This window comes from Novosphingobium cyanobacteriorum, from assembly GCF_029436685.1.
Lineage (GTDB): Bacteria > Pseudomonadota > Alphaproteobacteria > Sphingomonadales > Sphingomonadaceae > Novosphingobium > Novosphingobium cyanobacteriorum.
Window position 1 is genome coordinate 83,054 of the sequence record NZ_JAROCY010000012.1, and the last position, 20,785, is coordinate 103,838.

Sequence of the window (20,785 nt, forward strand, 5' to 3'; positions counted from 1 at the left end):
CGCGCCGGGCCAATCAGGGAGGCGATGGCTGTGAAGAAAATCCTTCGACGGGCGGCGGCGCTGATGGCCTGCCTCTCGTTCATGCCGCTGGCGATGGCGCAGGCCAACGAGCCGGACAGCGTCGCCACCTATCGCGCGCGGATCAGGGCCATCGACGATTCGGGGCCGATGCTGAACGCGGTGATCGCGCTCAATCCCGATGCGGCGAGGCAGGAAGCAGCAGCAAAGGCAAAAGGCGGGCCATTGGCCGGCCGGGCGCTGCTGGTGAAAGACAACATCGAAACCGCCGATCCGATGCCGACCACGGCCGGCAGCCTTGCGCTGAAAGGTAATGTTACCGGCCGCGATGCCCCGGTGGTGGCGCGGCTGCGCGCGGCGGGCGCGGTGATCCTGGGCAAGACCAACCTTTCCGAATGGGCCAACATCCGATCGGACTTTTCCAGCAGCGGCTGGAGCGGCGCGGGCGGGCAGACCAGGAACCCCCATGCGCTGGACCGCAGCCCCTGCGGCTCGTCCTCGGGCAGCGGTGCGGCGATTGCCGCAGGCCTTGCCTGGGCGGCCATCGGCACCGAGACCGACGGATCGGTCACCTGCCCCGCTTCGGTCAACGGCATCGTCGGGTTCAAGCCGACCGTGGGCCTTGTCAGCCGTACGAACATCGCGCCGATCAGCCACAGCCAGGACACCGCCGGGCCGATGACCACCAGCGTGGCCGATGCAGCGCTGCTGCTCAACGCCATGGCCGGAAGCGACCCCGCCGACGCGGCAACGGCGGAGGCCGATGCGCACAAGACCGATTTCACCGCGGCGCTGGCCGGTGCCAGCCTGAAAGGCGTGCGGCTGGGCGTGATGCGGCGCCAGGCAGGCGATGATCCCAAGGTGCAGGCGCTGTTTGCCCGCGCGCTGGATGACCTGAAGGCGGCAGGCGCGGTGCTGGTGGAGATCGACTATCAGCGCCCGCCCGAACTGGGGCGTGATGAAGGCACGGTGCTGTTCTACGAACTGCGCGAGGATCTGGGCGCATGGCTGCGATCGCTGCCGGGCAACCCAACGGTGCGCAGCCTGGCCGATGTGATCGCGTTCAACAAGGCGCATGCCGCCGAGGAACTGCGCTGGTTCGGGCAGGATACCTTTGAGCAGGCGGAGAAGATGACCGACGCCGAGGCCTGGCGAAAGGCGCGGGCAAACTCGTTGCGGCTGGCGGGCAAGGAAGGTATCGACCGGCTGCTGGCCGAGCACGCGGTCTCGTTCCTGATCGCGCCGACCAGCGGGCCGGCCTGGCCGATTGATCTGGTTTCCGGCGATCACGGGGTGAGCGCAGGCGCGGGCGGGCTGGCGGCTGTTGCGGGGTATCCGCACCTGACCGTGCCGATGGGCGCGATCGAAGGGCTGCCCGTGGGCCTCTCCTTCATCGGCGCGCAGTGGGACGATGCCCGCGTGCTGGCGGCCGGCGCCGCCTATGAACGCGCACGGACAGCTCCCCTGCCCAGGCCCCGGCTCAAGCGCTGGGGCGAATGATCCTGCACGCGTTTGCGCGTGTCAGGATCCGATGCGTCCTCTCAGGGCTTCCAGTGCCTCAAGCTGCGCCACCATGGCGCGATGTTTGGCAACGGCGGCGCGGATGCGCTTGCGCTCCACCTCGGCGCGGCGACGCCGGGCAGACCAGCGCGCCAGCCGCACCCCGGCCTCGATCAGCACGTGCGAGATCACGTCCGCAAATCCCTGCCGCCGCACCACCAGCGCGCGGTCCCGTGGAATCGGCATTTCCATGGACTCGGCAGGGGCATCTGGCTTCAGCGCCGGCTCCGGTGCCGGCGGCAGGGCGAGCGCGGGGGCGCGCTCGGGTTCGGGAATCTTCGGCAGGGGCGTGGGCTCGGGAACGGCCAGTGCCTTGGCCACTGGTTTTGCCGGCCGCTTCTTCGGCCGCGCCTTGGCCACTGGCGGCACCATCACCGCCGGCCATGCCGCCGCGGTAATCACCGCGCCACGATGCGCGGGGATGATCAGGTCAGCCGGAAATGCGGGTGGCGGGGGTGCGCCATGGCGCAGCATGAAGGTCAATTCCTCGCGTCCGGTCTTCACCGGCGGCGCAGGCTTCGCATTCCTTGCGCGCGGGCTGCTGGCCCGGCGGTTGCGCACCGTATGCATCGACTGATCCCCCCTCAGGGTTCGTCCTGCATGCAGTGTCTCACGGCGTGATTCGCTGGGGCAATCCGCACGAACGCTAGGGATCATGACTCAGGAAGGGGCACCCGTTGCCGAGCGCCCCTTCCGGATTTTCCAATGCTTTCAGCGAAGGGGCGATCAGGCCTCTTCGGCGGCAGCCTTCTTCTTTGGCGCGGCCTTCTTCTTCGGCGCAGCGGCGGCTTCCTCGGCCGGAGCCTCTTCCGCAGCGGCCTTCTTCTTGGGCGCAGCCTTCTTCTTCGGCGCTTCCTCGGCAGCCGGCTCGGCGGCGGCTTCGGCGGGAGCCTCTTCAGCCTCGGCCTTCTTCTTGGCCGGAGCCTTCTTCTTCGGGGCCGACTTCACTTCGGCGGCCTCGCCGTTCTCGTCCGCTTCGATCGCGGCCTGCAGCTCCTCGCGCGTCACTTCGCGCTCGGTCACTTCGGCCTTGTCGAACAGGAAGTCGACGACCTTGTCCTCATAGAGCGGCGCGCGCAGCTGCGCAGCGGCGAGCGGCTCCGAACGGACGTAGTCGACGAAGCGCTGGCGGTCCTGCTCGCGATACTGCTGCGCCGCCTGGCGGATCAGCATTTCCATTTCCTGCTGGGTCACCACCACGCCATTGGCCTGGCCGATTTCCGACAGCAGCAGGCCCAGACGCACGCGGCGCTCGGCGATCTTGCGGTAATCGTCCTTCTCGGCCTCGATTTCCTTCAGCGCGGCCTCGGTGTCTTCCTCGCGCTCGGCTTCCTGCAGCAGCTGCTGCCAGATCTGCTCGAATTCAGCGTCGACCATCGAGGGCGGCACGGCGAAGTCATGGCCGGCAGCCAGCACGTCGAGCAGCTGGCGCTTCATCTGCGTGCGGGTGAGACCGGCGGTTTCCTGCTCCAGCTGGCCGCGGATCAGGGTCTTGAGCATGTCGAGGCTTTCCAGCCCCAGCGCCTTGGCGAACTCGTCGTCCAGCGTGAACTCGCCGGGCACCTTCACCGCCTTCACGGTGATGTCGAAGGTCGCTTCCTTGCCCTTCAGGTTCTCGGCCGGATAGTCTTCGGGGAAGGTCACGGTGATGACCTTTTCCTCGCCCGCCTTCACGCCCACGAGCTGTTCCTCGAAGCCGGGGATGAAGCGGCCCGCGCCCAGTTCCAGCGGGGTGTCTTCGGCCGCGCCGCCTTCGAACGGCTCGCCATCCAGCTTGCCCAGGAAGTCGATCACGATCTGGTCGCCGTCCTTGGCCACCGCGCCTTCACCGGCGTCGGTGAAGCTCTTCTGGCCCGATGCGATGCGCTCGATCGCCTCGATCACCTGCTCGTCGGCCACGGGCACGGTCAGCTTTTCCAGCTTCAGCCCTTCCAGCGAAGGCGCTTCGATCACCGGCAGCACTTCCAGGCTCACGGTCAGCTCGGCGTCCTTGCCTTCCTCATAGCCTTCGCCCAGCGCCACGTCGGGCTGCATCGCGGGGCGCAGCGCGTGGTCGGCCACCAGCTTGTCCATCGCCTCGCGGATCGAGGTGTTCAGCGCTTCCTGGTGCAGGGCCGGGCCGTGCATCTTCTTGACGAGGTTCGCCGGAACCTTGCCGGGGCGGAAGCCGGGCATGCGCACCTGCGGCGCGATCTTCTTCACTTCGCCCTCGATTCGCGCGGCGATGTCGCCGGCTGCGATGGTGACGGTGTAGGCGCGCTTCAGGCCTTCGTTGCTGGTTTCGACGATCTGCATCCTGATCCAACTTTCTCGTACGACTCGGCCGTCGTGAAGGCCGTGAATTGGGGGCGGAGCCGGCCGGGGCGGCTCTGGTGCGGGCGAAGGGACTCGAACCCCCACATCTTGCGATGGCAGGACCTAAACCTGCTGCGTCTACCAGTTCCGCCACGCCCGCATCCGGCGAAAAGCGAGCGCCGCCCCTATCCCAGCGGGCGCAAAAGGGCAAGCCTCGGGAATCGGGCGGAACCGCCCCCTTCGCCGGGCCGTTGCGGCAGGACAATGACACGATGCGAACGCCGGTCCACGCGTATACGATCCAAGGGAAGAACCACCGCCATGGCCACGCAACCAGAGATCCCCCAGCCCGACACCATCGAGCCGCAATCCCCGCCCGAAGTGCCGGCCACGCCCTCGCCCGGCGAATACCCAGGCAGCGAACCGCCCGAGGTCAACCCGACCGGGCCGGACATCATCGAACCCGGCAGCCCCCAGGAAACCCCGCCCCCGCCGGATTGAGCGGCATTCTCACCCCCATCCATTCGTGTCGAGCGAAGTCGAGATACAGTGCGCGGTGTCTCGACTTCGCTCGACACGAACGAAGGGAAGGGTAATGGGGCCTTAGGCCGCGAAACTAATCCGGATGTCCCATTCGCGGCTAACGGATTTGGTCCCGAAGCTCATTCCCAAGATGCCAAGCTCTTCTGACCAAGGAAGCGAGATGATCGTTTTCCCATCCGAGCGGCGTGCCGTTACGATGTAGGAAGAGATCATTCAACGATCCCATGCCACCGAAGTAGCTAAGAAAACGCCGGAGTCCGTGGACATCGGAATTGGCAACTTCGTCGGCGGCTCGCCCGACGTTCCCCGCCCAAAACTCGTTTTTATCGCTCAAAAACAACTCTAACGCTCGCATAGCGTTGAGCAAAGCTTGAACCTCGGGGTGCAGTGCCACAGAAATGGCATAACACACAAATGGCAGCAATCCACCCCACTCCCGTGGTTCTGCTCCGCCAAACCCTTCCTGCCCCCTAAACCAGCAGCTTCAACAACGCCGCCAGCCACCCCTTGGCCGACGCACTCGGCGCAGCTGCCTCATCCAGCCCCGCGCATTCCATGCACCAGGCCTGCGCGCCCTGTCCGCTGGTCAGCCGGTCCAGATCGGCCGCAATCCGCCCCGCCAGCGCCGACTGCGCCAGCGCCACGCGGCCCGCCAGATCGTGCGCCGCCGGTTGCGCCTCGGTCGAGTCGGTACCCGCCATCTCTTCCAGCAGCGTGTTCCACGGATCGCTCGCCGCGCCGAGGTAGACCGGGTGCCAGGTTGCCGCCCCCGCCTTCTTCGCCGCCCAGGCCACGGCATCGTCCAGCCCGCCGAACTGGTCCACCAGCCCGATCTGCCGCGCGGTGCCGCCGTCCCAGATGCGCCCTTGGGCGATAAGGTTGATCTCCGCCGGGGTCTTGTGCCGCGATTTCGCCACCAGATCGAGGAAGCGGCGGTAGTTCGCCTCGATCTCGGTCTGGATCACCGCCTCCACCTGCGGTGAAAGCCCGCCGAACACATCGGGCTGGCCCGAAAGCGGCGTGGTGCGCACGCCATCGGTGCCTACGCCGATCTTGGCCAGCGCGCCTTCGAAGCTGGGGATCACCGCAAAGATGCCGATCGATCCGGTGATCGTGCCCGGTTCGGCAAAGATCCGCTCCGCCGGGGTGGAAACCCAGTATCCGCCGCTCGCCGCCAGGTTGCCCATCGAGACCACCACCGGCAGCCCCTTGGCCTTGGCGCGCGCGATGGCGCTGCGGATGCGCTCGGCCGCAGTCACCGATCCGCCGGGGGAATCCACCCGCACCACCAGCGCGGCATAGTCCCCACTGGCCGCGGCCTTGTCCACAAGGTCGGCAATGCGGTCCCCGCCGGCCACCCCCGGCCCGCCATTGCCGTCCACGATATCGCCCGCCACGGTCACCACCGCGATGGCCTTGCCCGCGCTGGAAGGCGCGCGGTCGGCCAGATAGGGCCCCAGCTTGGTCGCGCGGAATGCGCCCTCGGTCCCGGCCGGGTCCGCGCCGACGATTTCCGCCACGCGCTTGCCGAACGCGGCCTTGTCGCCCACGCGGTCCACCAGCCCGGCCTTCACCGCCGCCTGCGCCGCGTCTCCATTCGAGGCGGCCAGCCATTTCGCCGGATCCTGCGTCACCAGCGCGATGTCCGCCTTGGGCCGCGCCTTTTTCACCTCGTCCTGCCAGTCCTGCCACAGCGCGGCATAGACCGCGCCGGTCGCCTCCTTCGCCTCTGGCGAGGAATCCTGCCGCAGGAAGGGTTCGACCGCGCTTTTGAAGGTGCCGACCTTGAAGACGTGCGCCTTCACCTGCAGCTTGTCCAACAGCGCCTTGTAATAGAGGCCCGTGCCGCCCGGGCCGGTCACCGCCGCGCCGCCGATGGGATCGACCCAGGCCTCGCTGGCGTGCGCGGCCAGTTGCACCGCATCGTCGGTATAGAGCATCCCGCGAACCAGCACCGGCTTCTTCGCAGCGCGCACCTTGTCCATCGCCGCCCCCACCCGGCTCAGCGAAACCTGCCGCCCGCCGCCGAAGTCTTCCAGATCGAGCACCACCGCCTTGATCCGCGTGTCGGTCGCCGCCGCCTCGATCGCGCGGGTCAGGTCGCGTTCCTGGAACTCGCGGCGCGGCGCTTCGCCCGAAAGCAGGATGGCGCTCGGCTGCAGCCGCGCCTTCTCCTCCACCACCGGGCCGTTCAGCTCGATATAGAGCGCGCCATCGTGCACCATGCCCGGCGCGGGCCGCAGCGTGAGCACGGCATAGAGCGCCCAGAAGAACAGCAGCAGGAGCAACAGGACGAGACCGTCCTTGATGGCGACGAGGATCTTCCAGACCGAGCGGGCGAACGACATGGGGGATATCTAGGTCCGCGCAGGCCATTGCACCAGCGCAAAGGCTTGGCATCGAGGGGCGAGAGGCATAGGGGGTGGTCTTCGATGCAACCATCGATCAAGCCGCAAACTCATATGCCACGCCTCCGAGGTTTGAGGCAAAACGGCTCACTGCTAGGAGGGCGGACGCAGGAATATGTCGATATTTCAAGTCGGCCCGACGCCGCAGGGGGCCGTTTTGCGTCAAATCCCTATGGGACGTCAAAATGACTTCCATCTCGAACCAAGCCGCCCTTGGAAGGGCAACCAGCCCTCCCCGCGAGCGGCTTGGTCCGATATGTTCGTCATTTTGACGCCTCGGAGGCGTGGCATATGAGTTTGCGGCTTCAATATCCTGAAGGCGGCCTCGCCTTCCCCCACCGTGACCTCACCGGGATCGGGCGGCTCGCCCGTCACGAGATCCTTTACCTGCTCGATGAAGCCGAGCAATGGGTGGAACTGAACCGCCAGCCCAACAAGCGGGCGGAGGTCCTTTCCGGCCTGACCATCATCAATGCCTTCTTCGAAAACTCCACCCGCACGCTGCTCAGCTTCGAGATCGCGGGCAAGCGGCTGGGCGCCGACGTGGTCAACATGCACGCCGCCACCAGCAGCGTGAAGAAGGGCGAGACGCTGATCGACACCGCGATGACGCTCAACGCCATGCGCGCAGACGCCATCGTGATCCGCCACGGCAGCAGCGGCGCGGTGCGGCTGATCGCGGAAAAGGTCGATTGCCCGGTGCTCAACGCCGGTGACGGGCAGCATGAACACCCCACGCAGGCCCTGCTCGATGCGCTGACCATCCGCCATGCGCTCAAGCTCGCGCCGGGCAGCGACCTCAACGGGCTGAAGGTTACCATCTGCGGCGATATCCTGCACAGCCGCGTCGCCCGCTCCAACATCCTCAGCCTCACCGCGCTGGGCGCCGAGATCCGCGTCTGCGCCCCGCCCGCGCTGATGCCGGCGGAGATCGAGGCCATGGGCGTGCAGCCGTTTCACGATTTCGATGCGGCGCTGAAGGGGGCCAACATCGTGATGATGCTGCGCCTGCAGCAGGAACGCATGGAGGGCCAGTTCATCCCCTCGCCCCGCGAATACCGCCACCTCTATGGCCTGACGCTGGACCGGCTGGCCAAGGCCGAGCCCGACGCCTTCGTCATGCACCCCGGCCCGATGAACCGCGGCATAGAGATCGACAGCCAGGTGGCCGATCACCCCACCCGCAGCCTGATCACCGGGCAGGTGGAGCGCGGCGTCGCCATCCGCATGGCCTGCCTCGACGTGCTGACCCGCCGCGCGCGGCAGGTGCCCGGCTGGGATGCGCTGGCGAAGGGAGGCGCAGCATGATCCCCCGTCCGTTGACGATCACCGGCGGCCTGCTCGTGCTGCCCACCGGCGCGCCGCAACCGGGCAACCTGCGGTGCGAAGGCGGCCGCATCGTCGCGCTGGGCGATGTCGCCCCGAACGACGGTGACGAGGTGGTGGATGCCAGGGGCGCGCTGGTTGCGCCGGGCCTCGTCGACCTCGGCGTCTTCGCGGTGGACAAGCCGGCGTTCCACTTCGGCGGCATCACCCGCGCCGCGCTTATGCCCGATCAGGGCCCGCCGCTGGACCACCCGGCCCGCGTCCGCTTCGCCGCGCAGAGCGGCAAGCCCGACATGTGGGTCCACCCCCTCGCCGCCGCCACCCGCGGGCTGGAAGGGCGCGAACTCGCCGAACTAGCGCTGATGCGCGATGCCGGCGCGCGGGCGGTCGCCACCGGGCGGCGCTGGATCGGCGATTCGGGCGTGATGATGCGCCTGCTCTCCTATTGCGCCATGCTCGGCATGGTCGTGGTGACCCATGCCGAAGACGCCGGGATCGTTGGAAGCGCCGTAGCTACGGCGGGCGAGATGGCGACCCGGCTGGGCCTGCCCTCCGCCCCCGCCGAGGCCGAGGCGCTGGCCGTGGCGCGCGATATCGCGCTGGCCGAGATCACCGGCGCGCGCCTGCATTTCCGGCAGGTCACCACCGCCCGCGCGCTCGATCTGGTCCGCGCGGCCAAGGCACGCGGAGTAAAGGTGACAGCGGGCGTAACCCCGGCGCACTTCATGCTGTCCGACCTTGAACTGGCCAACTTCCGCACCTTCTGCCGCATGTCTCCGCCCTTGCGCCACGATGCGGATCGCAAGGCGGTGATCGCGGCGATCGCCGATGGCACGATCGACGTGATCGCATCCGGCCACGATCCGCGCGGGCCAGAGGACAAGCGCCTGCCCTTTGCCGATGCCGAACCCGGCATGGCGGGCGCGGAAACGCTGCTGCCGCTCACTCTCACGCTGGTGCGCGATGGCGCGATCGACTTGGCCCGCGCCTTTGCCCTGCTCGCCGGCAATCCCGCCGCGCTGCTCGGCGTGGCGGCGGGCAAGCTGGAAACGGGTGCCGAGGCGGACATCGCGCTGGTCGATCCCGACCGGCCGTGGGTGGTCAATTCCGACAAGATGGCCGCCGCTGCGGGCAACACCCCGTTCGACCGCCGCCCCGTTCAGGGCCGCGTCACCGCGCTGTTCAAGGGCGGAACCCGGATAGACTGAATGCGAAAAGGGCCGGTAAGCGTCTGCTTCCCGGCCCTCTCGGGCTAATCTGTTCCTGCCGGATCACCGGCGGGCGAAGCGCGCTTCCACCGGGCGTCCCTGTGGCGAGGTGGCCGTGGGCGATACCATCACCAGACATGCGCCGCCGCGCGATTTCACCGTGCCGCACATGCTGCGGGCAGAGGCGAAGCCGGTAAAGCCCGCCGCCTGCACCCGCCAGAACTCGCGTCCGCGCACCGTCACCCTGGCGATGATCGGCGCGTGGCCTTTCAGCGAAGGGTTGCGCGCGGCATAGTGCCGCCACGCGCGCCTGGCGCCTTCCTCGGTGGCGAACGCGCCCAGCTGCACCACGTGCGAACCGTTGCTCACCGCCACGGCCGGAGCGGGCGCTGCCTGAGGCCTGGCAACATGGCTGCCCACCACGCGATAAGGTTTGGCTGCAGCCGGAGCCGCCGCCTGCGAGGCCGGCAGGTCGATCCTGGCCAGCTGCGCCGCCTTGGGCTGCGAAGAAGCATCGGCCAGCGCTGGGGCGGGCGCGTCGCCCTGTGCCACGGCGGGCAGTTCCTCCACTGCCGCCTGCGCCAGCGCGGGCGCGTCGGCTGCGGTCGGGGCATCGGCCTGCCGCACCGGCGCGCTGCCATCGGCGGGGAAGTTCGCGAGCGCCAGCATCGCCGGCTGCCCTTCGTCGCCACGCAGCGGCGCACCGATCAGGCTCGCCACGCGCATGCGCTGGTCTTCGGGGGCGCCCATCGCCGCCCATTCCTGCATGCGCGCGCCCAACTGGTCGGCCGGCACGTCCTGCGCGGCCATGATCTTCGCCTCGGCCCAGCTGCCACCCAGCGCATAGGCGAAGGCCAGGTTCTGGCGGATCTTCGGCGTGTTCTCGCCCCGGCGCAGCGCGTCGGTCAGCACGTTGACGCCTTCCTGCACCCGCCCCGCCATGGCCATCGCCAGGCCATAATCGGCCGCGGGCAGCGCATCGCGATAGGTGTTCAGCGTGTCCACCGCCTCGGCGTTGTGGCCCATGCCGATCTGCGCCAGCGCCAGGCTCAGCGCGGTCTTGCCGCCGTCCTCGCCCAGTTCCATCGCGTCGTCATAGGTCTGCCGCGCGGATTCAAAGCGCCCGGCGCGCAAATAGGCGTTGGCCAGCAGCAGGCGGAGCGAGGCATTGCGCCCATCGGCCTGCACGGCCTGTTCGGCCAGCGCGATGGCCTTGTCGGTCTGCCCGTGGTTCAGCGCGGACTGCGCCCCTGCGGCAAACTTCGAAGGATGCGGCCCGGCGGCGGAACAGCCCGTCAGCAGCCCGGCCGCCAGTGCGGTCGAGATGGCGAAGCGGAAGGCCCGGTTGCCGGTTGCGGGGATCAGGCGAAAGGTCATGGCGCGGTTTCCGGTCTGGAGTTTGCGTTGCATCATCAGGCTTTGCGCGCGCTGCGCACCAGACCATCAAGGCCCGGCATCGCATCGAGCAGCTTGTCCAGCGCCTCGACCACCAGGGCCTGGGCGCTGCGGTTGTCCATCGCGCTGGCAAGGCGCAGGCGCAGGTGGCGCTCCGCATCCAGCCGCAGTGTGAAGGCGGCCTTGCGCCCTTCCTTCAGCGCGGTCCCGCGGCGGCGCGAAGGCGCTGCCACAGCCGCCACCGAAGCCACCGGCGCATTGATCTTCTCGGCCAGCGTCTCGATCCGGCGCAGCACTTCGGGCTGGTCGGGAACGGCGGGCGCCGCCTCCACCACGGGCTCGGGTGCAGCATCCTCGCCCATGTCATTCCAGCCCAGGTCTTCCTGGCCGGTGGGTGCAAAATCGGTCTGCTCGAACGCCGGCTCGGCCGCCGCGCCAAACATCACGCGGCGCTGTTCTTCATAGCTCATCGGCAGCTGGGGGCGCATGGCCGGGCGCGCGCCGCCCTTGCGGGCGAGCAGGCCACTGCTCAGCGAGGCGAGAGGCTTGGCTTCTCCCATGGCGACACCCCTCTTCACGATCCGGCCACCCTGCGGCCAAAGCCGCCGCCCATCGGGCGCGGCGCGCCGATCTGAGTCACCTGCGCCGGGGCCTGTGGCACCGCGAACACCGTGCGGCGGAAGTTCTTCTCGAGCCGCTCGGACACATAGTTCCACAGCGCTTCCACTTCCTGCGAGGACTTGCCGCGCGGGTCCACTTCCATCACCGTCCGCCCGTCGATCATCGATGCGGCAAAGTCGGTGCGGTGGTGCAGCGTCACCGGGGCCACCGTGCCATGCTGCGAAAGCGCGACCGCGGCTTCCGAAGTGATTCGCGCCTTGGGCGTCGCGGCGTTGACCACGAAGATCAGCGGCTTGCCCGCGCGTTCGCACAGGTCCACCGTCGCCCCCACGGCCCGCAGGTCATGCGGCGATGGCCGCGTCGGCACCACGATCAGCTCGGCAACCGAGATCACGCTCTGGATCGCCATGGTGATGGCAGGCGGCGTATCGATCACCGCCAGCTTGAAGCCCTGCTGGCGCAGAACCGCAAGGTCCGCGGCCAGCCGCGCCACCGTGGTCTGGGCAAAGGCCGGGAACTCCGCCTCGCGCTCGTTCCACCAGTCAGACAGCGACCCTTGCGGATCGATATCGATCAGCACCACCGGGCCCGCGCCCGCGCGCTGTGCCTGAACGGCCAGATGCCCTGACAGGGTCGTCTTGCCCGAACCGCCCTTTTGCGAAGCCAATGCCAGTACGCGCAACGTCCATTCCCCTTGGCACGAAGATGCTCTTGGGGGAAATGACTCGCAGAAGACCCTCAAATATTGGTTAACACCCGCCTTCGCCGCGCGGAAATCCTGCGCAAACGGCAATAACCATCCCGTGCATCCCCGCTAAGGCATTGCTAACGCCTTGTTGACTATCGTGTGCGGGAAAGGCCCTGCCACGCCCCGTCCTTTTGCAGGCGGGTGTAATGACCGGGCCCCGCGCATCGTTTACCATGCGCTGCAACACACCCGGCCGGATTCGCCTCCGCGCCACAGGAACACGGACCGACAATGCGCGCCTTTCGCCTGCTGTTTCCGATGCTTGCCGCCACCACGATGGGCGCAGCGCCCGCCTTTGCCGATGTGAAGGACGGAGTCGACGCCTGGACGCGCGGCGATTACCCCGCCGCCGTCAAGCAGTGGCAGGGCCCCGCCGCCAAGGGCGATGCCGACGCCATGTTCAACATGGGCCAGGCCTACAAGCTGGGCCGCGGCGTGCCGCGCGATCCGGCGAAGGCGGAGCAGATGTACCGCCTCGCCGCCGAAAAGGGCCACGCCCGCGCGGCAGACAACTATGGCATCCTGCTGTTCCAGACCGGGCGGCAGGCCGAAGCCATGCGCTGGATCAGCGCCTCGGCCGAACGGGGCGAACCGCGCGCCATGTATATCCTCGGCATCGCCGCCTATAATGGCGATTATGCGCAGAAGGATTGGGTCCGCGCCTATGCGCTGATGACCCGCGCCGCCGCCTCCGGCCTCACCCAGGCGGTCAGCGGCCTCGCCACGATGAACGAAACGATTGCCCTGGAAGACCGGCAGAAGGGCGCCGCCCTGGCGCAGGAGCTTGACCTGCGCACCGCCGAAGTGCGCGGCCGCCAGCTCGCCGCCGCCGATCTCGGCGCAAAGGCGCCACCTGTGCCAACCGCGCCCCTGCCGCCTGCCCCCACCGCCCCGCTGCGCCAGCAGGCCGCACCCGCCCCACTGCAGACCGTGCCCCTGCCCGCCGCCCGCACCGAAGATCCCGGCACCGCCCCCACCGGCCCGGTCATGGCAGGCGCCGATTATGCCAACCCGGTCGAAGTCCCCCGCATGGCCACCGCCACGCCAAAACCCGCGCCGCAGCCCAAACCGGCCCCCGCGCCCAAGCCCGCGCCCAAACCGGCAACGACTCCTGCCCCTGCCCCTGCTCCCGCGCCAGCCTCTGGCACCTACCGCATCCAGCTCGGCGCCTTCGGCCAGAAATCCAACGCCGACGCCCTCTGGACCCGCCTCCACACCCGCCCCGAACTCACCGGCCACTCCCGCCTGGACGTGGGCACGGGCGTCACCCGCCTCCAGGCAGGCGGATATACTCAGGCGGCAGCGGAAAAGGCCTGCGCCGGGCTGAAAGCTGCGGGTGAGGTTTGTCTGGTGGTGAAGCCTTGAAATAGCAGTGCCGGAGCGGAGTCCTTGCGCGCTCCGTTCAACGCTTGCCTGCTCAGGGAAACAGCGACAGGTCGATCCCGTCACCCATCGCACGATAGCCTTGGTCGCCGGGGTGGAGATGATCGCCCGAATCGAACTCGGCCCTGAACCCGTCCGGGTGCGACGGGTCCCGCACCATCGCCTCGAAATCGATCACCGCATCGGGTTCGCCCGAATGCCTGATCCATTGGTTTACCGCCTCGCGCAAGGCAACCTTGGCCGCGGTGTTGAGCTCACTCGCCGGGTTCGGCGTCAGCGTCGCGATATAGACCTTCACGCCGCGGGCATGTGCGCGGGCGATCACCTGCCGGTATCCGGCGATCAGTTCGTCAGCCGAAAGGTCGGGATTCGTGCCGAAGGGGCTTTGGCCCGAAAAGTTGATGTCGTTGATGCCTTCCAAGAGAACGAGATGCGAAATGCCTTCGATCCGCAGGGCATCGCGATCCAGACGGGCTAGGCCCGCCGCGCCCCAGCCGCTAGACAGCAGCCGGTTTCCGGCGATGCCGGCATTGACCACGGTGTAGGTGTGGCCTCCCTTGCGCGCAGCGAGCCGGTGCGCCAGCTGCTCGGGCCAGCCGTGCAGCATGCCCGGCGCCGTGCGGTTTCCGTCGGTGATGGAATCGCCGAAAGTCACGATCACCTTCGATGCTTCGGGGCGCAGAACGCTCACGCCAGTCAGCAGCGGCCGCCCCTTCATCGGCCTCGGCCTTTCCATCGCCGGGCTGCGTGCCTGATCACCTTCGGCCAGCAGGAATCCGGCACCGCCGCGGCCTTCGTTCAACATCTGCCCCGCCAACGCGGCGCTCACCAGCAGGTCGGTCCCCGCCTTCACCCGCACTGGAACCGGATCGCTGAGGACCGGCGCCCCGGCAGGAATGGTGACACCGGCGGAGCCGCCGAAGGTGACCGGCTGAAGCGAACCCGGCGCCGCGACGAAAGCGCCGCCGGCCAGCCCCACAGTCACCGCATTGAGCTTGATCGGGGACTTTCCTTCCTCGTTCGACAGCCGCAACCGGATCTGGTCTCCTTCCGCCTGAACGGTCACCTGATAACGCACCGTCCCACTGATGGGCTGGGGTGTCAGGTCGGCAAGCAATTGCTCAGTCGGAACGCGCCAGTGTTCCTTGGCGAAGGCGATGAATACGTCCGTAGGCGCTTCATACGTCGCGGGGCTAGACTGGAAGGCCTCGCGCCAGACCGGCTGCGCAATCGCCATGTTTCCGGCACACAACATCGCCATGCCGCCCATAAGAGCCTGCTTCACGCCAAAAGAATGCATCTCACCTCTCCGCCTCGACAGATATGACCGTCCCCTGCCGGATCGGCACCCTGCCTTGCCTCGTTCCTGCCAACAAAGCGCAATCAAGGCGGGTATGCAATGTATTAAAACCTATATTCTTGTTTCGCAACCAAGACCGGAAAATGGCCGCGCGGCGCTGCCAGCTGCTGCTTCTGCTCACCACGCCCTTTCACTTCAGACGTGATCCGAACCCCGCTTCATTCTTCTCCGCCGATCTGCCCCGGCCAAATCCCGTTTGACCGCTCCGCCAAGCTGCCCCATCCGCAGCGCATGACGCCTGCCGCCGCCACCCGCATCGCCGCGATCGACTTCGTACGCGGGGTGGCCGTGCTGGGGATTCTGGCGATCAACATCACCGGCTTCTGGGGCCCTACGCTCGCCAGCTTCTCCCCCCGCCTGCCGCATCCTGATCCCGGCGCGGAGGCGTGGTTCGCCTTCGCCTTCGTGGTGTTCGAGGGCAAGATGCGCGCGCTGTTCACGATGCTGTTCGGGGCGAGCATGGTGCTGTTTGCCGATGCGGCGGAGCGGCGCGGCGCCAGTGCCGATTGGGCGCAGGCGCGCCGCCTGCTGTGGCTCGCACTGTTCGGATACCTGCATTACCTGCTGCTGTGGTGGGGGGACATCCTGTTCCCCTATGCGCTGTGCGGGCTGATGGCGCTGGCGCTGCGGCGCATGGCTCCAGCCGGTCTGGTGATTGCGGGCCTCGCGCTGTTCGTCGTGCCCCATGCGCTGGATGCGGCGGGCGATGTCATGGGTATCGCCACAGAGCAAAGCGTGCTGGCGGGCCAAGGCGCGGCGGCGGAGGTGGCCGAGCAGGCCGCGATGATGCAGCGCATCGCCGCCTCGATGGCGGATGACACCCGCATCATCAACGCCGGGTTTCTCGCGGCGCTGCGGCTGCGCCTGTCCACCGCACCGTTCCTGCCGTTTGAAACCTTCCTCCACACCCTCACCGAAACGCTGCCGCTGATGCTGCTGGGCATGGCCATGCTGCGCACCGGCTTCTTCACTGGCGGCGGGTGGAGCCATGCTGCGCTGCGCCGCACCGCCGCGATCGGCATCGGCGCGGGCGGCCTGATGGCGCTGGGCCTGATCGGCTGGGCAGGAAGCCACGGCTTTCCCCCCCACGCCATGCTGGTGCTGGGCGGTGCGCTCTCCGCGCCGGAACACCTGCTGATGGCCATGGGCTATGCCGCCTTGCTGGTGCTGCTCTGGCCGCGCCTGCGCGATGGCGCAGCGGGGCAGGCGCTGGCCGCCGCCGGGCGGTGCGCCTTCACCAACTATCTCGGCACCACGGTGTTGATGGCCGCGATCTTTTCCGGTTGGGGCCTTGGCCTGGGGCCGGAAATGCCGCGCGCCCTGCTGCCGCTGTTCGTGCTGCTGGGCTGGGTGGCGATGCTGGCCTGGCCGCGCTGGTGGCTGGCGCGGCACCCATCCGGGCCGCTGGAGACGCTGTGGCGCCAGTTAACTTGGGGGCTTACGTGGCTGGGCTTTCGCTCGCCTCGGCCACCGGCTTCTTCGGTGTAAGCACCAGCACGCCGTCCTCCACGCGCCAGCCTTTCAGCCGCGTCAGGAAGTTCATGCCCAGCACGTTCAGCCCGCCGGTCGAAGGCGCGATCACCACGTCCATGTCGCTGGCCTCGATCGATCCGAAGCGCAGCTTTTCCGCGCGGCCCATGCGCGCCTGCACCTGCCCGTTGGCGGTGCGCATCACCACCGGCAGCGCCAGCGGATCGGCGCCGATCCCGGCCTCATCCGCAACGTCCTCGGAAAGCGTGGTCAGCGTCGCCCCGGTATCGACCATGAAGCGCTGCTTCGTGCCGTTCAGCCGCGCCTCGATCCAGTAATGCCCGTCGGCAGAAAGCGGCACGCGCGTTTCCGTACCCGAAACGGTCTGCGCCGGCAGGGCGATGCTTGATCCCAGCGAATCGAACGTGGGGTCCAGCCGCACGAAGCGCAGCGCGGCAAGGCAGAACACCACGATCAGCACCACGTTGCCCATAAAGCGCAGCGTGTTGCCGGTCATCGGCAGGCGCCGCGCAACCACCCCGCCGATCATCGTCAGCACGATCGCCGCCAGCGCCGCCACGATCAGCGGCGGCAGATGCGCCAGATAAGGGCTGGCGGCCTCGAGCGGCTGGTAGAACCTGTCCATCCGCGCCTGCATAGCCGCCCCAACCTTGCCCCCACCTGAAAGAAGCCCCACCCCTTCAGGGGAGGGGTTGGGGTGGGGGCGAGCCGACATACGCAACCCACCGCCTCTGTTAACCCTCTCCCTTAATCCCTGAAACCCCCGCCGTCCCGCGCCGGGACGCGCAATTTGCGCCCCTCGCATCCGCATGCGTTTACGCTATCTATCCACACATGGACTCGCCGCTCGACCTCATCCGCAACCGCTGGCTCCGTGCCGGGGCCGGCACGGTGGCGATGGCGCTCGCCTCGCTGCTGGCGTTCAATGTCGGCCACGATGCCGCGCAGATGCTGTTCGGCAAGAGCCAGGCCGAGGCTGCCCCGGCGGTGCACCAGGCCGCGCCCAAGCCGCTGGCAAAGGCGCCTGCCCCGGCCCCGGTCGACAGCCCCTTCGTGGTCAAGTCGATCCTCAAGATCGAAGAACCCATCAAGTTCGGCCAGTTCTTCTGGGACGAGAGCAAGAGCGAACCCGGTCCTCTAGTGGTGACGGTGGACCTCGAGGCGCGCACGCTTTCGGTGTTTCGCAACGGGCACGAGATCGGCGCGACCGCGATCCTCAAGGGCTATGGCGACAAGCCCACCCCGACCGGCGTGTTCCCGATCAGCGAGAAGGACGCCGACCACGTTTCCAACATCTATGACGCGCCGATGCCCTATATGCTGCGCCTGACCAACGATGGCGTTTCGATCCACGGCAGCAAGGTGGAAAAGGGGTACGCCACCAACGGCTGCATCGGCGTGCCCGACGAGTTCGCCCGCCGCCTCTTCGCGCAGGCCAAGCTGGGCGACAGGGTGATCATCACCGACGGCAAGCGCATTGGCGTGGGTGACCCGATCATGGCCGGAACGGACCACGCGCTCTAGGCCGTTTCAGGGGGGCTCAATCGACTTCAACCCCCTCTCAGTCCGTTTCAACCCCTTCTCAGTCGTTCTCAAAGTACGTCGAAATCGTCACCCAATGCGGCGCGCAATTTGTCCAGCGCCTGCGCCTTCAACTGGTGCACGCGCGGTACGCTGACGTCGAGAACCTGAGCGATTTCAGCGAGATTCAGCTCTTCCACGAAGTACAGCTGGATCACCATCTGCAGCCGTTCGGGCAATCCGGCGATGGCAGAGGCCACTTGCGCGCGGGATTCGTTGTCAGCCAGCAGCGCGAAGGAATCCGGCCGGTCATCGGCAAAGGCCATGTCGCTGTCGGAGTAGGTTTCGTCGATGGTTTCGAAGCGCAGCGGTTCGCTCGCCGCCCGCATGTCGGCCAGGTCGTTGCCGGAAATCCCCATGGATTCAGCCAGTTCCGCCTCGGTCGGATCGCGCCCCAGGGTGGTCGCCAGCGCCTGCGTATGTTCCCGGATGGACTTGCGCCGATCTGACGCGGCGCGCGACATCGGCGTGGTCCGGCGGACAAGGTCCACCATCGCCCCCCGCACCCGCAACTTGGCATAGGCGGCAAAGCCATCCTCGGTCGGCCCGGAATGCTTGCGGGAACATTCGGTCAGGGCGACGAGGCCGGCCTGCACAAGGTCTTCCAGCTCTATTCCGGCGCGGCCGGAGCCGTGGACGTGCCACGCCAGGCGACGGACCATGGGAAGGAAGCGGCGGATCCGGTCTGCCGCATCGTCGCGATAGGCGCGGGCGGCGGCGAAAGTGCGATGGTCGTGCTTCATGCGGCAAGGACCTCTGGCTGGTGGCCAAGCGCGGGGGCCGGTTGAGGCTCCCCGCCGATCACGGAAATGACCTCGATCGGCTGCGTCGGCGGCAGCTCGCTGATCGAGATGACGGTGCAGGTGGGCGCACGCATCCGCAGCAGGGCGGAGAGCGCACGACGGGCGCGCGGCTGGACGACGAGCACCGGCGGAACCGCGCCGGGGCCGCGTTCAGCCACGATATCGGCCACGCGCTCACCAATGGCGCGGGCAAGGTCTGGTTCGATCACCGGCTGGCCGGTGGTGGGATCGTGCATCCCGCCCACGATCATGTTTTCAAGCCCGCCTTCGAGGGTGAGAACGGGCAGGCGTTCATGCGGTGCACAGACGCGGCCTACGATCTGCGGACCGAGTTCGGCACGCACGAGATCGATCAGGCGATCGTGGTCGGTGGATTGCAGCACCCCCTGCCCCAGTGCGCGCAGGATCGGCACCGGATGGGCAATGGAGACGCCATCTTCCAGCAGGGCGTGGAACAGGCGGGTGATCATGCCGAGCGACAGCGGGTTGGGATGGATGGTTTCCACCAGGCCTGAGGCGCGTTCGCGCACGCTGTCGAGAATGGCGCGGACCTCGTCCGGGCCGAGCAGCATCTGCGGCCGTTCCCCCAACAACTGGTTGAGATGGGTGGCCACAACAGTGCCGGCATCCACGGTGAGAAAACCTTCGGCAATCGCCTGGTCACGCTTGGTCGGATCGATCCACAGCGCGGGGCAGCCGAAGCTGGGATCGCGGGTGGGTTCACCGATCAGATCATGATTTTCGCGCGCTTCACCCGCATCGATGGCGAGGATGCGTTCGGGGCGGAGCACCGCCGAGCCGACGTTCACGCCGCCGAGCAGGATGCGGTATTCACCCGGTGCAAGTTCCAGCGAATCCCGCACGCGGAACTGCGGCACCACGAAACCGAAGGCCTGGCTGAGCTGCTTGCGTACCCCGGTGAGGCGGGCAACCAGCGGCGCGCCGCGCTTTTCATCGACAAGGTGGACGAGGCCATAGCCGAGTTCGATGGTGACGAGGGTGTGATCGGAAACTTCCTCGAGCGTGATCCGGCCCGGATCGACGGCAGGCGGTTCCTCTTCCACCACGACCACCTTCTTCAGGCGTTCCGCGCGCTGCTTCAGGCTCCACCACAGCCAGCCGGCGAGACCGGCGGCGGGCAGGAAGATGGTCTGCGGCATCGCCGGGATCATGCCGATGGCGCCAAGGATTACGGCCACGGGCAGCCACGTGCGCGGATCGGCGAACTGGCCGCCGATCTGGCCGGCAAGATCGCGGCTGTCGGACACGCGGGTGACGATGACGGCGGCGGCGATCGAGAGCAGCAGCGAGGGCACCTGCGCCACGAGCGCATCGCCCACGGCCAGCGTGATGTATTTCTGCGCGGCATCGCCGGCCGAGAGGCCGTGGCTGATCATGCCGAGCGCGAAGCCGGCGATGATGTTGACGCCCAGGATCAGCAGCGCGGCGACGGCATCGCCCTTCACGAACTTGCTGGAGCCGTCCATCGAGCCGTAGAAATCGGCCTCGGTCGCGACTTCGCGGCGGCGGGCCTTGGCTTCTTCAGCGGTGAGCAGCCCGGCGGCGAGATCGGCATCGATGGCCATCTGCTTGCCCGGCAAGGCATCGAGGGTGAAGCGGGCGGACACTTCGGACACGCGGCCCGCGCCCTTGGTGACCACGACGAGGTTGATGATCATCAGGATCATGAAGACGAACAGGCCGACGGCGAAATTGCCGCCGATCAGGAATTCGCCGAAGGATTCGATCACGTGGCCCGCCGCCGCGCCGCCGGTGTGGCCATTGACCAGCACCACGCGCGTGGAAGCGACGTTGAGCGAGAGCCGCAGCAGCGTGGCGAACAGAAGCACGCTGGGGAACGAGGAGAAATCGAGCGGTTTTTCCGCATTCATCGCCGCCATCAGGATGGCGACCGAAAGCGCGATGTTGAGCACGAAGAACACATCGAGCAGAACCGACGGGATCGGCACGACCATCAGGACGATGAGCGTGAGGATACCCGCAGGCAACGCCAGCGTGCTGACCGAACCGAAGCGTTTCAGCAT

Annotated in this window: 18 protein-coding genes and 1 tRNA gene; 7 read left to right on the forward strand and 12 right to left on the reverse strand. The window is 67.7% G+C overall.

Annotated features, from left to right (window positions below):
- The first annotated feature begins 24 nt into the window (after positions 1-24).
- Entirely contained in the window at positions 25-1,518 is a 1,494-nt protein-coding gene (locus POM99_RS13565; protein WP_438823013.1) for an amidase, read from the forward strand.
- 21 nt (positions 1,519-1,539) lie between these two features.
- Here POM99_RS13565 and POM99_RS13570 read toward each other — a convergent pair whose 3' ends face one another.
- The 3 genes from POM99_RS13570 to POM99_RS13580 form a co-directional block, all read right to left on the reverse strand.
- On the reverse strand, positions 1,540-2,148 hold the full coding sequence (locus tag POM99_RS13570) for a hypothetical protein (RefSeq protein ID WP_277278712.1): 609 nt from the start codon (positions 2,146-2,148) through the stop codon (positions 1,540-1,542).
- A gap of 156 nt (positions 2,149-2,304) precedes the next feature.
- Positions 2,305-3,873 carry a trigger factor gene (gene tig, locus POM99_RS13575; protein ID WP_277278714.1) on the reverse strand — a complete coding sequence of 523 codons (1,569 nt, stop codon included), beginning with the start codon at positions 3,871-3,873 and terminating at the stop codon, positions 2,305-2,307.
- 75 nt (positions 3,874-3,948) lie between these two features.
- A tRNA-Leu gene (locus POM99_RS13580) sits at positions 3,949-4,033 on the reverse strand.
- A gap of 161 nt (positions 4,034-4,194) precedes the next feature.
- On the opposite strand from POM99_RS13580, the gene POM99_RS13585 reads away from it, so the two are divergent.
- On the forward strand, positions 4,195-4,374 hold the full coding sequence (locus tag POM99_RS13585; protein WP_277278716.1) for a hypothetical protein: 180 nt from the start codon (positions 4,195-4,197) through the stop codon (positions 4,372-4,374).
- A 139-nt stretch (positions 4,375-4,513) separates the two neighbouring features.
- Here POM99_RS13585 and POM99_RS22570 read toward each other — a convergent pair whose 3' ends face one another.
- On the reverse strand, positions 4,514-4,771 hold the full coding sequence (locus POM99_RS22570; protein ID WP_438823016.1) for a DUF6966 domain-containing protein: 258 nt from the start codon (positions 4,769-4,771) through the stop codon (positions 4,514-4,516).
- A gap of 115 nt (positions 4,772-4,886) precedes the next feature.
- Positions 4,887-6,764, reverse strand: coding sequence for a signal peptide peptidase SppA (sppA, locus tag POM99_RS13590; RefSeq protein ID WP_277278718.1), 1,878 nt, complete (start codon positions 6,762-6,764; stop codon positions 4,887-4,889).
- A gap of 351 nt (positions 6,765-7,115) precedes the next feature.
- On the opposite strand from sppA, the gene POM99_RS13595 reads away from it, so the two are divergent.
- Positions 7,116-8,132: an aspartate carbamoyltransferase catalytic subunit gene (locus tag POM99_RS13595; protein ID WP_277278719.1), complete on the forward strand. Its 1,017-nt coding sequence runs from the start codon at positions 7,116-7,118 to the stop codon at positions 8,130-8,132.
- Positions 8,129-9,358, forward strand: a complete 1,230-nt coding sequence (locus POM99_RS13600) for a dihydroorotase (RefSeq protein ID WP_277278721.1) — start codon at positions 8,129-8,131, stop codon at positions 9,356-9,358. Before POM99_RS13595 ends, POM99_RS13600 begins: the two co-directional genes overlap by 4 nt.
- 63 nt (positions 9,359-9,421) lie before the next feature.
- On the opposite strand, the gene POM99_RS13605 is transcribed toward POM99_RS13600, so the two are convergent.
- From POM99_RS13605 to POM99_RS13615, 3 genes are read right to left on the reverse strand one after another with little or no spacing between them, the layout of a single operon-like run.
- Positions 9,422-10,768, reverse strand: a complete 1,347-nt coding sequence (locus POM99_RS13605) for an SPOR domain-containing protein (RefSeq protein WP_277278723.1) — start codon at positions 10,766-10,768, stop codon at positions 9,422-9,424.
- 2 nt (positions 10,769-10,770) lie between these two features.
- Complete coding sequence (locus tag POM99_RS13610) at positions 10,771-11,313, reverse strand: hypothetical protein (protein ID WP_277278725.1); 543 nt, start codon at positions 11,311-11,313, stop codon at positions 10,771-10,773.
- 14 nt (positions 11,314-11,327) lie between these two features.
- A complete protein-coding gene (locus POM99_RS13615; protein WP_277278727.1) occupies positions 11,328-12,056 on the reverse strand; it encodes an AAA family ATPase in 729 nt (242 codons plus the stop codon).
- 297 nt (positions 12,057-12,353) lie between these two features.
- Between POM99_RS13615 and POM99_RS13620 the strand changes: the two genes are divergently transcribed.
- On the forward strand, positions 12,354-13,487 hold the full coding sequence (locus POM99_RS13620; RefSeq protein ID WP_277278729.1) for an SPOR domain-containing protein: 1,134 nt from the start codon (positions 12,354-12,356) through the stop codon (positions 13,485-13,487).
- A 52-nt stretch (positions 13,488-13,539) separates the two neighbouring features.
- On the opposite strand, the gene POM99_RS13625 is transcribed toward POM99_RS13620, so the two are convergent.
- Positions 13,540-14,805 carry an SGNH/GDSL hydrolase family protein gene (locus POM99_RS13625; protein ID WP_277278731.1) on the reverse strand — a complete coding sequence of 422 codons (1,266 nt, stop codon included), beginning with the start codon at positions 14,803-14,805 and terminating at the stop codon, positions 13,540-13,542.
- Positions 14,806-15,096: 291 nt separating this feature from the next.
- On the opposite strand from POM99_RS13625, the gene POM99_RS13630 reads away from it, so the two are divergent.
- On the forward strand, positions 15,097-16,353 hold the full coding sequence (locus POM99_RS13630; protein ID WP_277278733.1) for a DUF418 domain-containing protein: 1,257 nt from the start codon (positions 15,097-15,099) through the stop codon (positions 16,351-16,353).
- Here POM99_RS13630 and POM99_RS13635 read toward each other — a convergent pair.
- Complete coding sequence (locus POM99_RS13635) at positions 16,304-16,993, reverse strand: retropepsin-like aspartic protease family protein (RefSeq protein WP_277278735.1); 690 nt, start codon at positions 16,991-16,993, stop codon at positions 16,304-16,306. The two genes, POM99_RS13630 and POM99_RS13635, sit on opposite strands and share 50 nt — an antisense overlap.
- Before the next feature lie 197 nt (positions 16,994-17,190).
- Here POM99_RS13635 and POM99_RS13640 point away from each other — a divergent pair, with 197 nt between their 5' ends.
- The gene (locus POM99_RS13640; protein WP_277278736.1) at positions 17,191-17,880 is read left to right on the forward strand and encodes a L,D-transpeptidase family protein; all 690 of its coding nucleotides are present in this window, start codon (positions 17,191-17,193) and stop codon (positions 17,878-17,880) included.
- Positions 17,881-17,948: 68 nt separating this feature from the next.
- Here the strand turns inward: POM99_RS13640 and POM99_RS13645 are convergent, their stop codons facing one another.
- Positions 17,949-18,680, reverse strand: a complete 732-nt coding sequence (locus POM99_RS13645; protein ID WP_277278738.1) for a sigma-70 family RNA polymerase sigma factor — start codon at positions 18,678-18,680, stop codon at positions 17,949-17,951.
- The gene (locus tag POM99_RS13650; RefSeq protein ID WP_277278741.1) at positions 18,677-20,785 is read right to left on the reverse strand and encodes a flagellar biosynthesis protein FlhA; all 2,109 of its coding nucleotides are present in this window, start codon (positions 20,783-20,785) and stop codon (positions 18,677-18,679) included. Before POM99_RS13650 ends, POM99_RS13645 begins: the two co-directional genes overlap by 4 nt.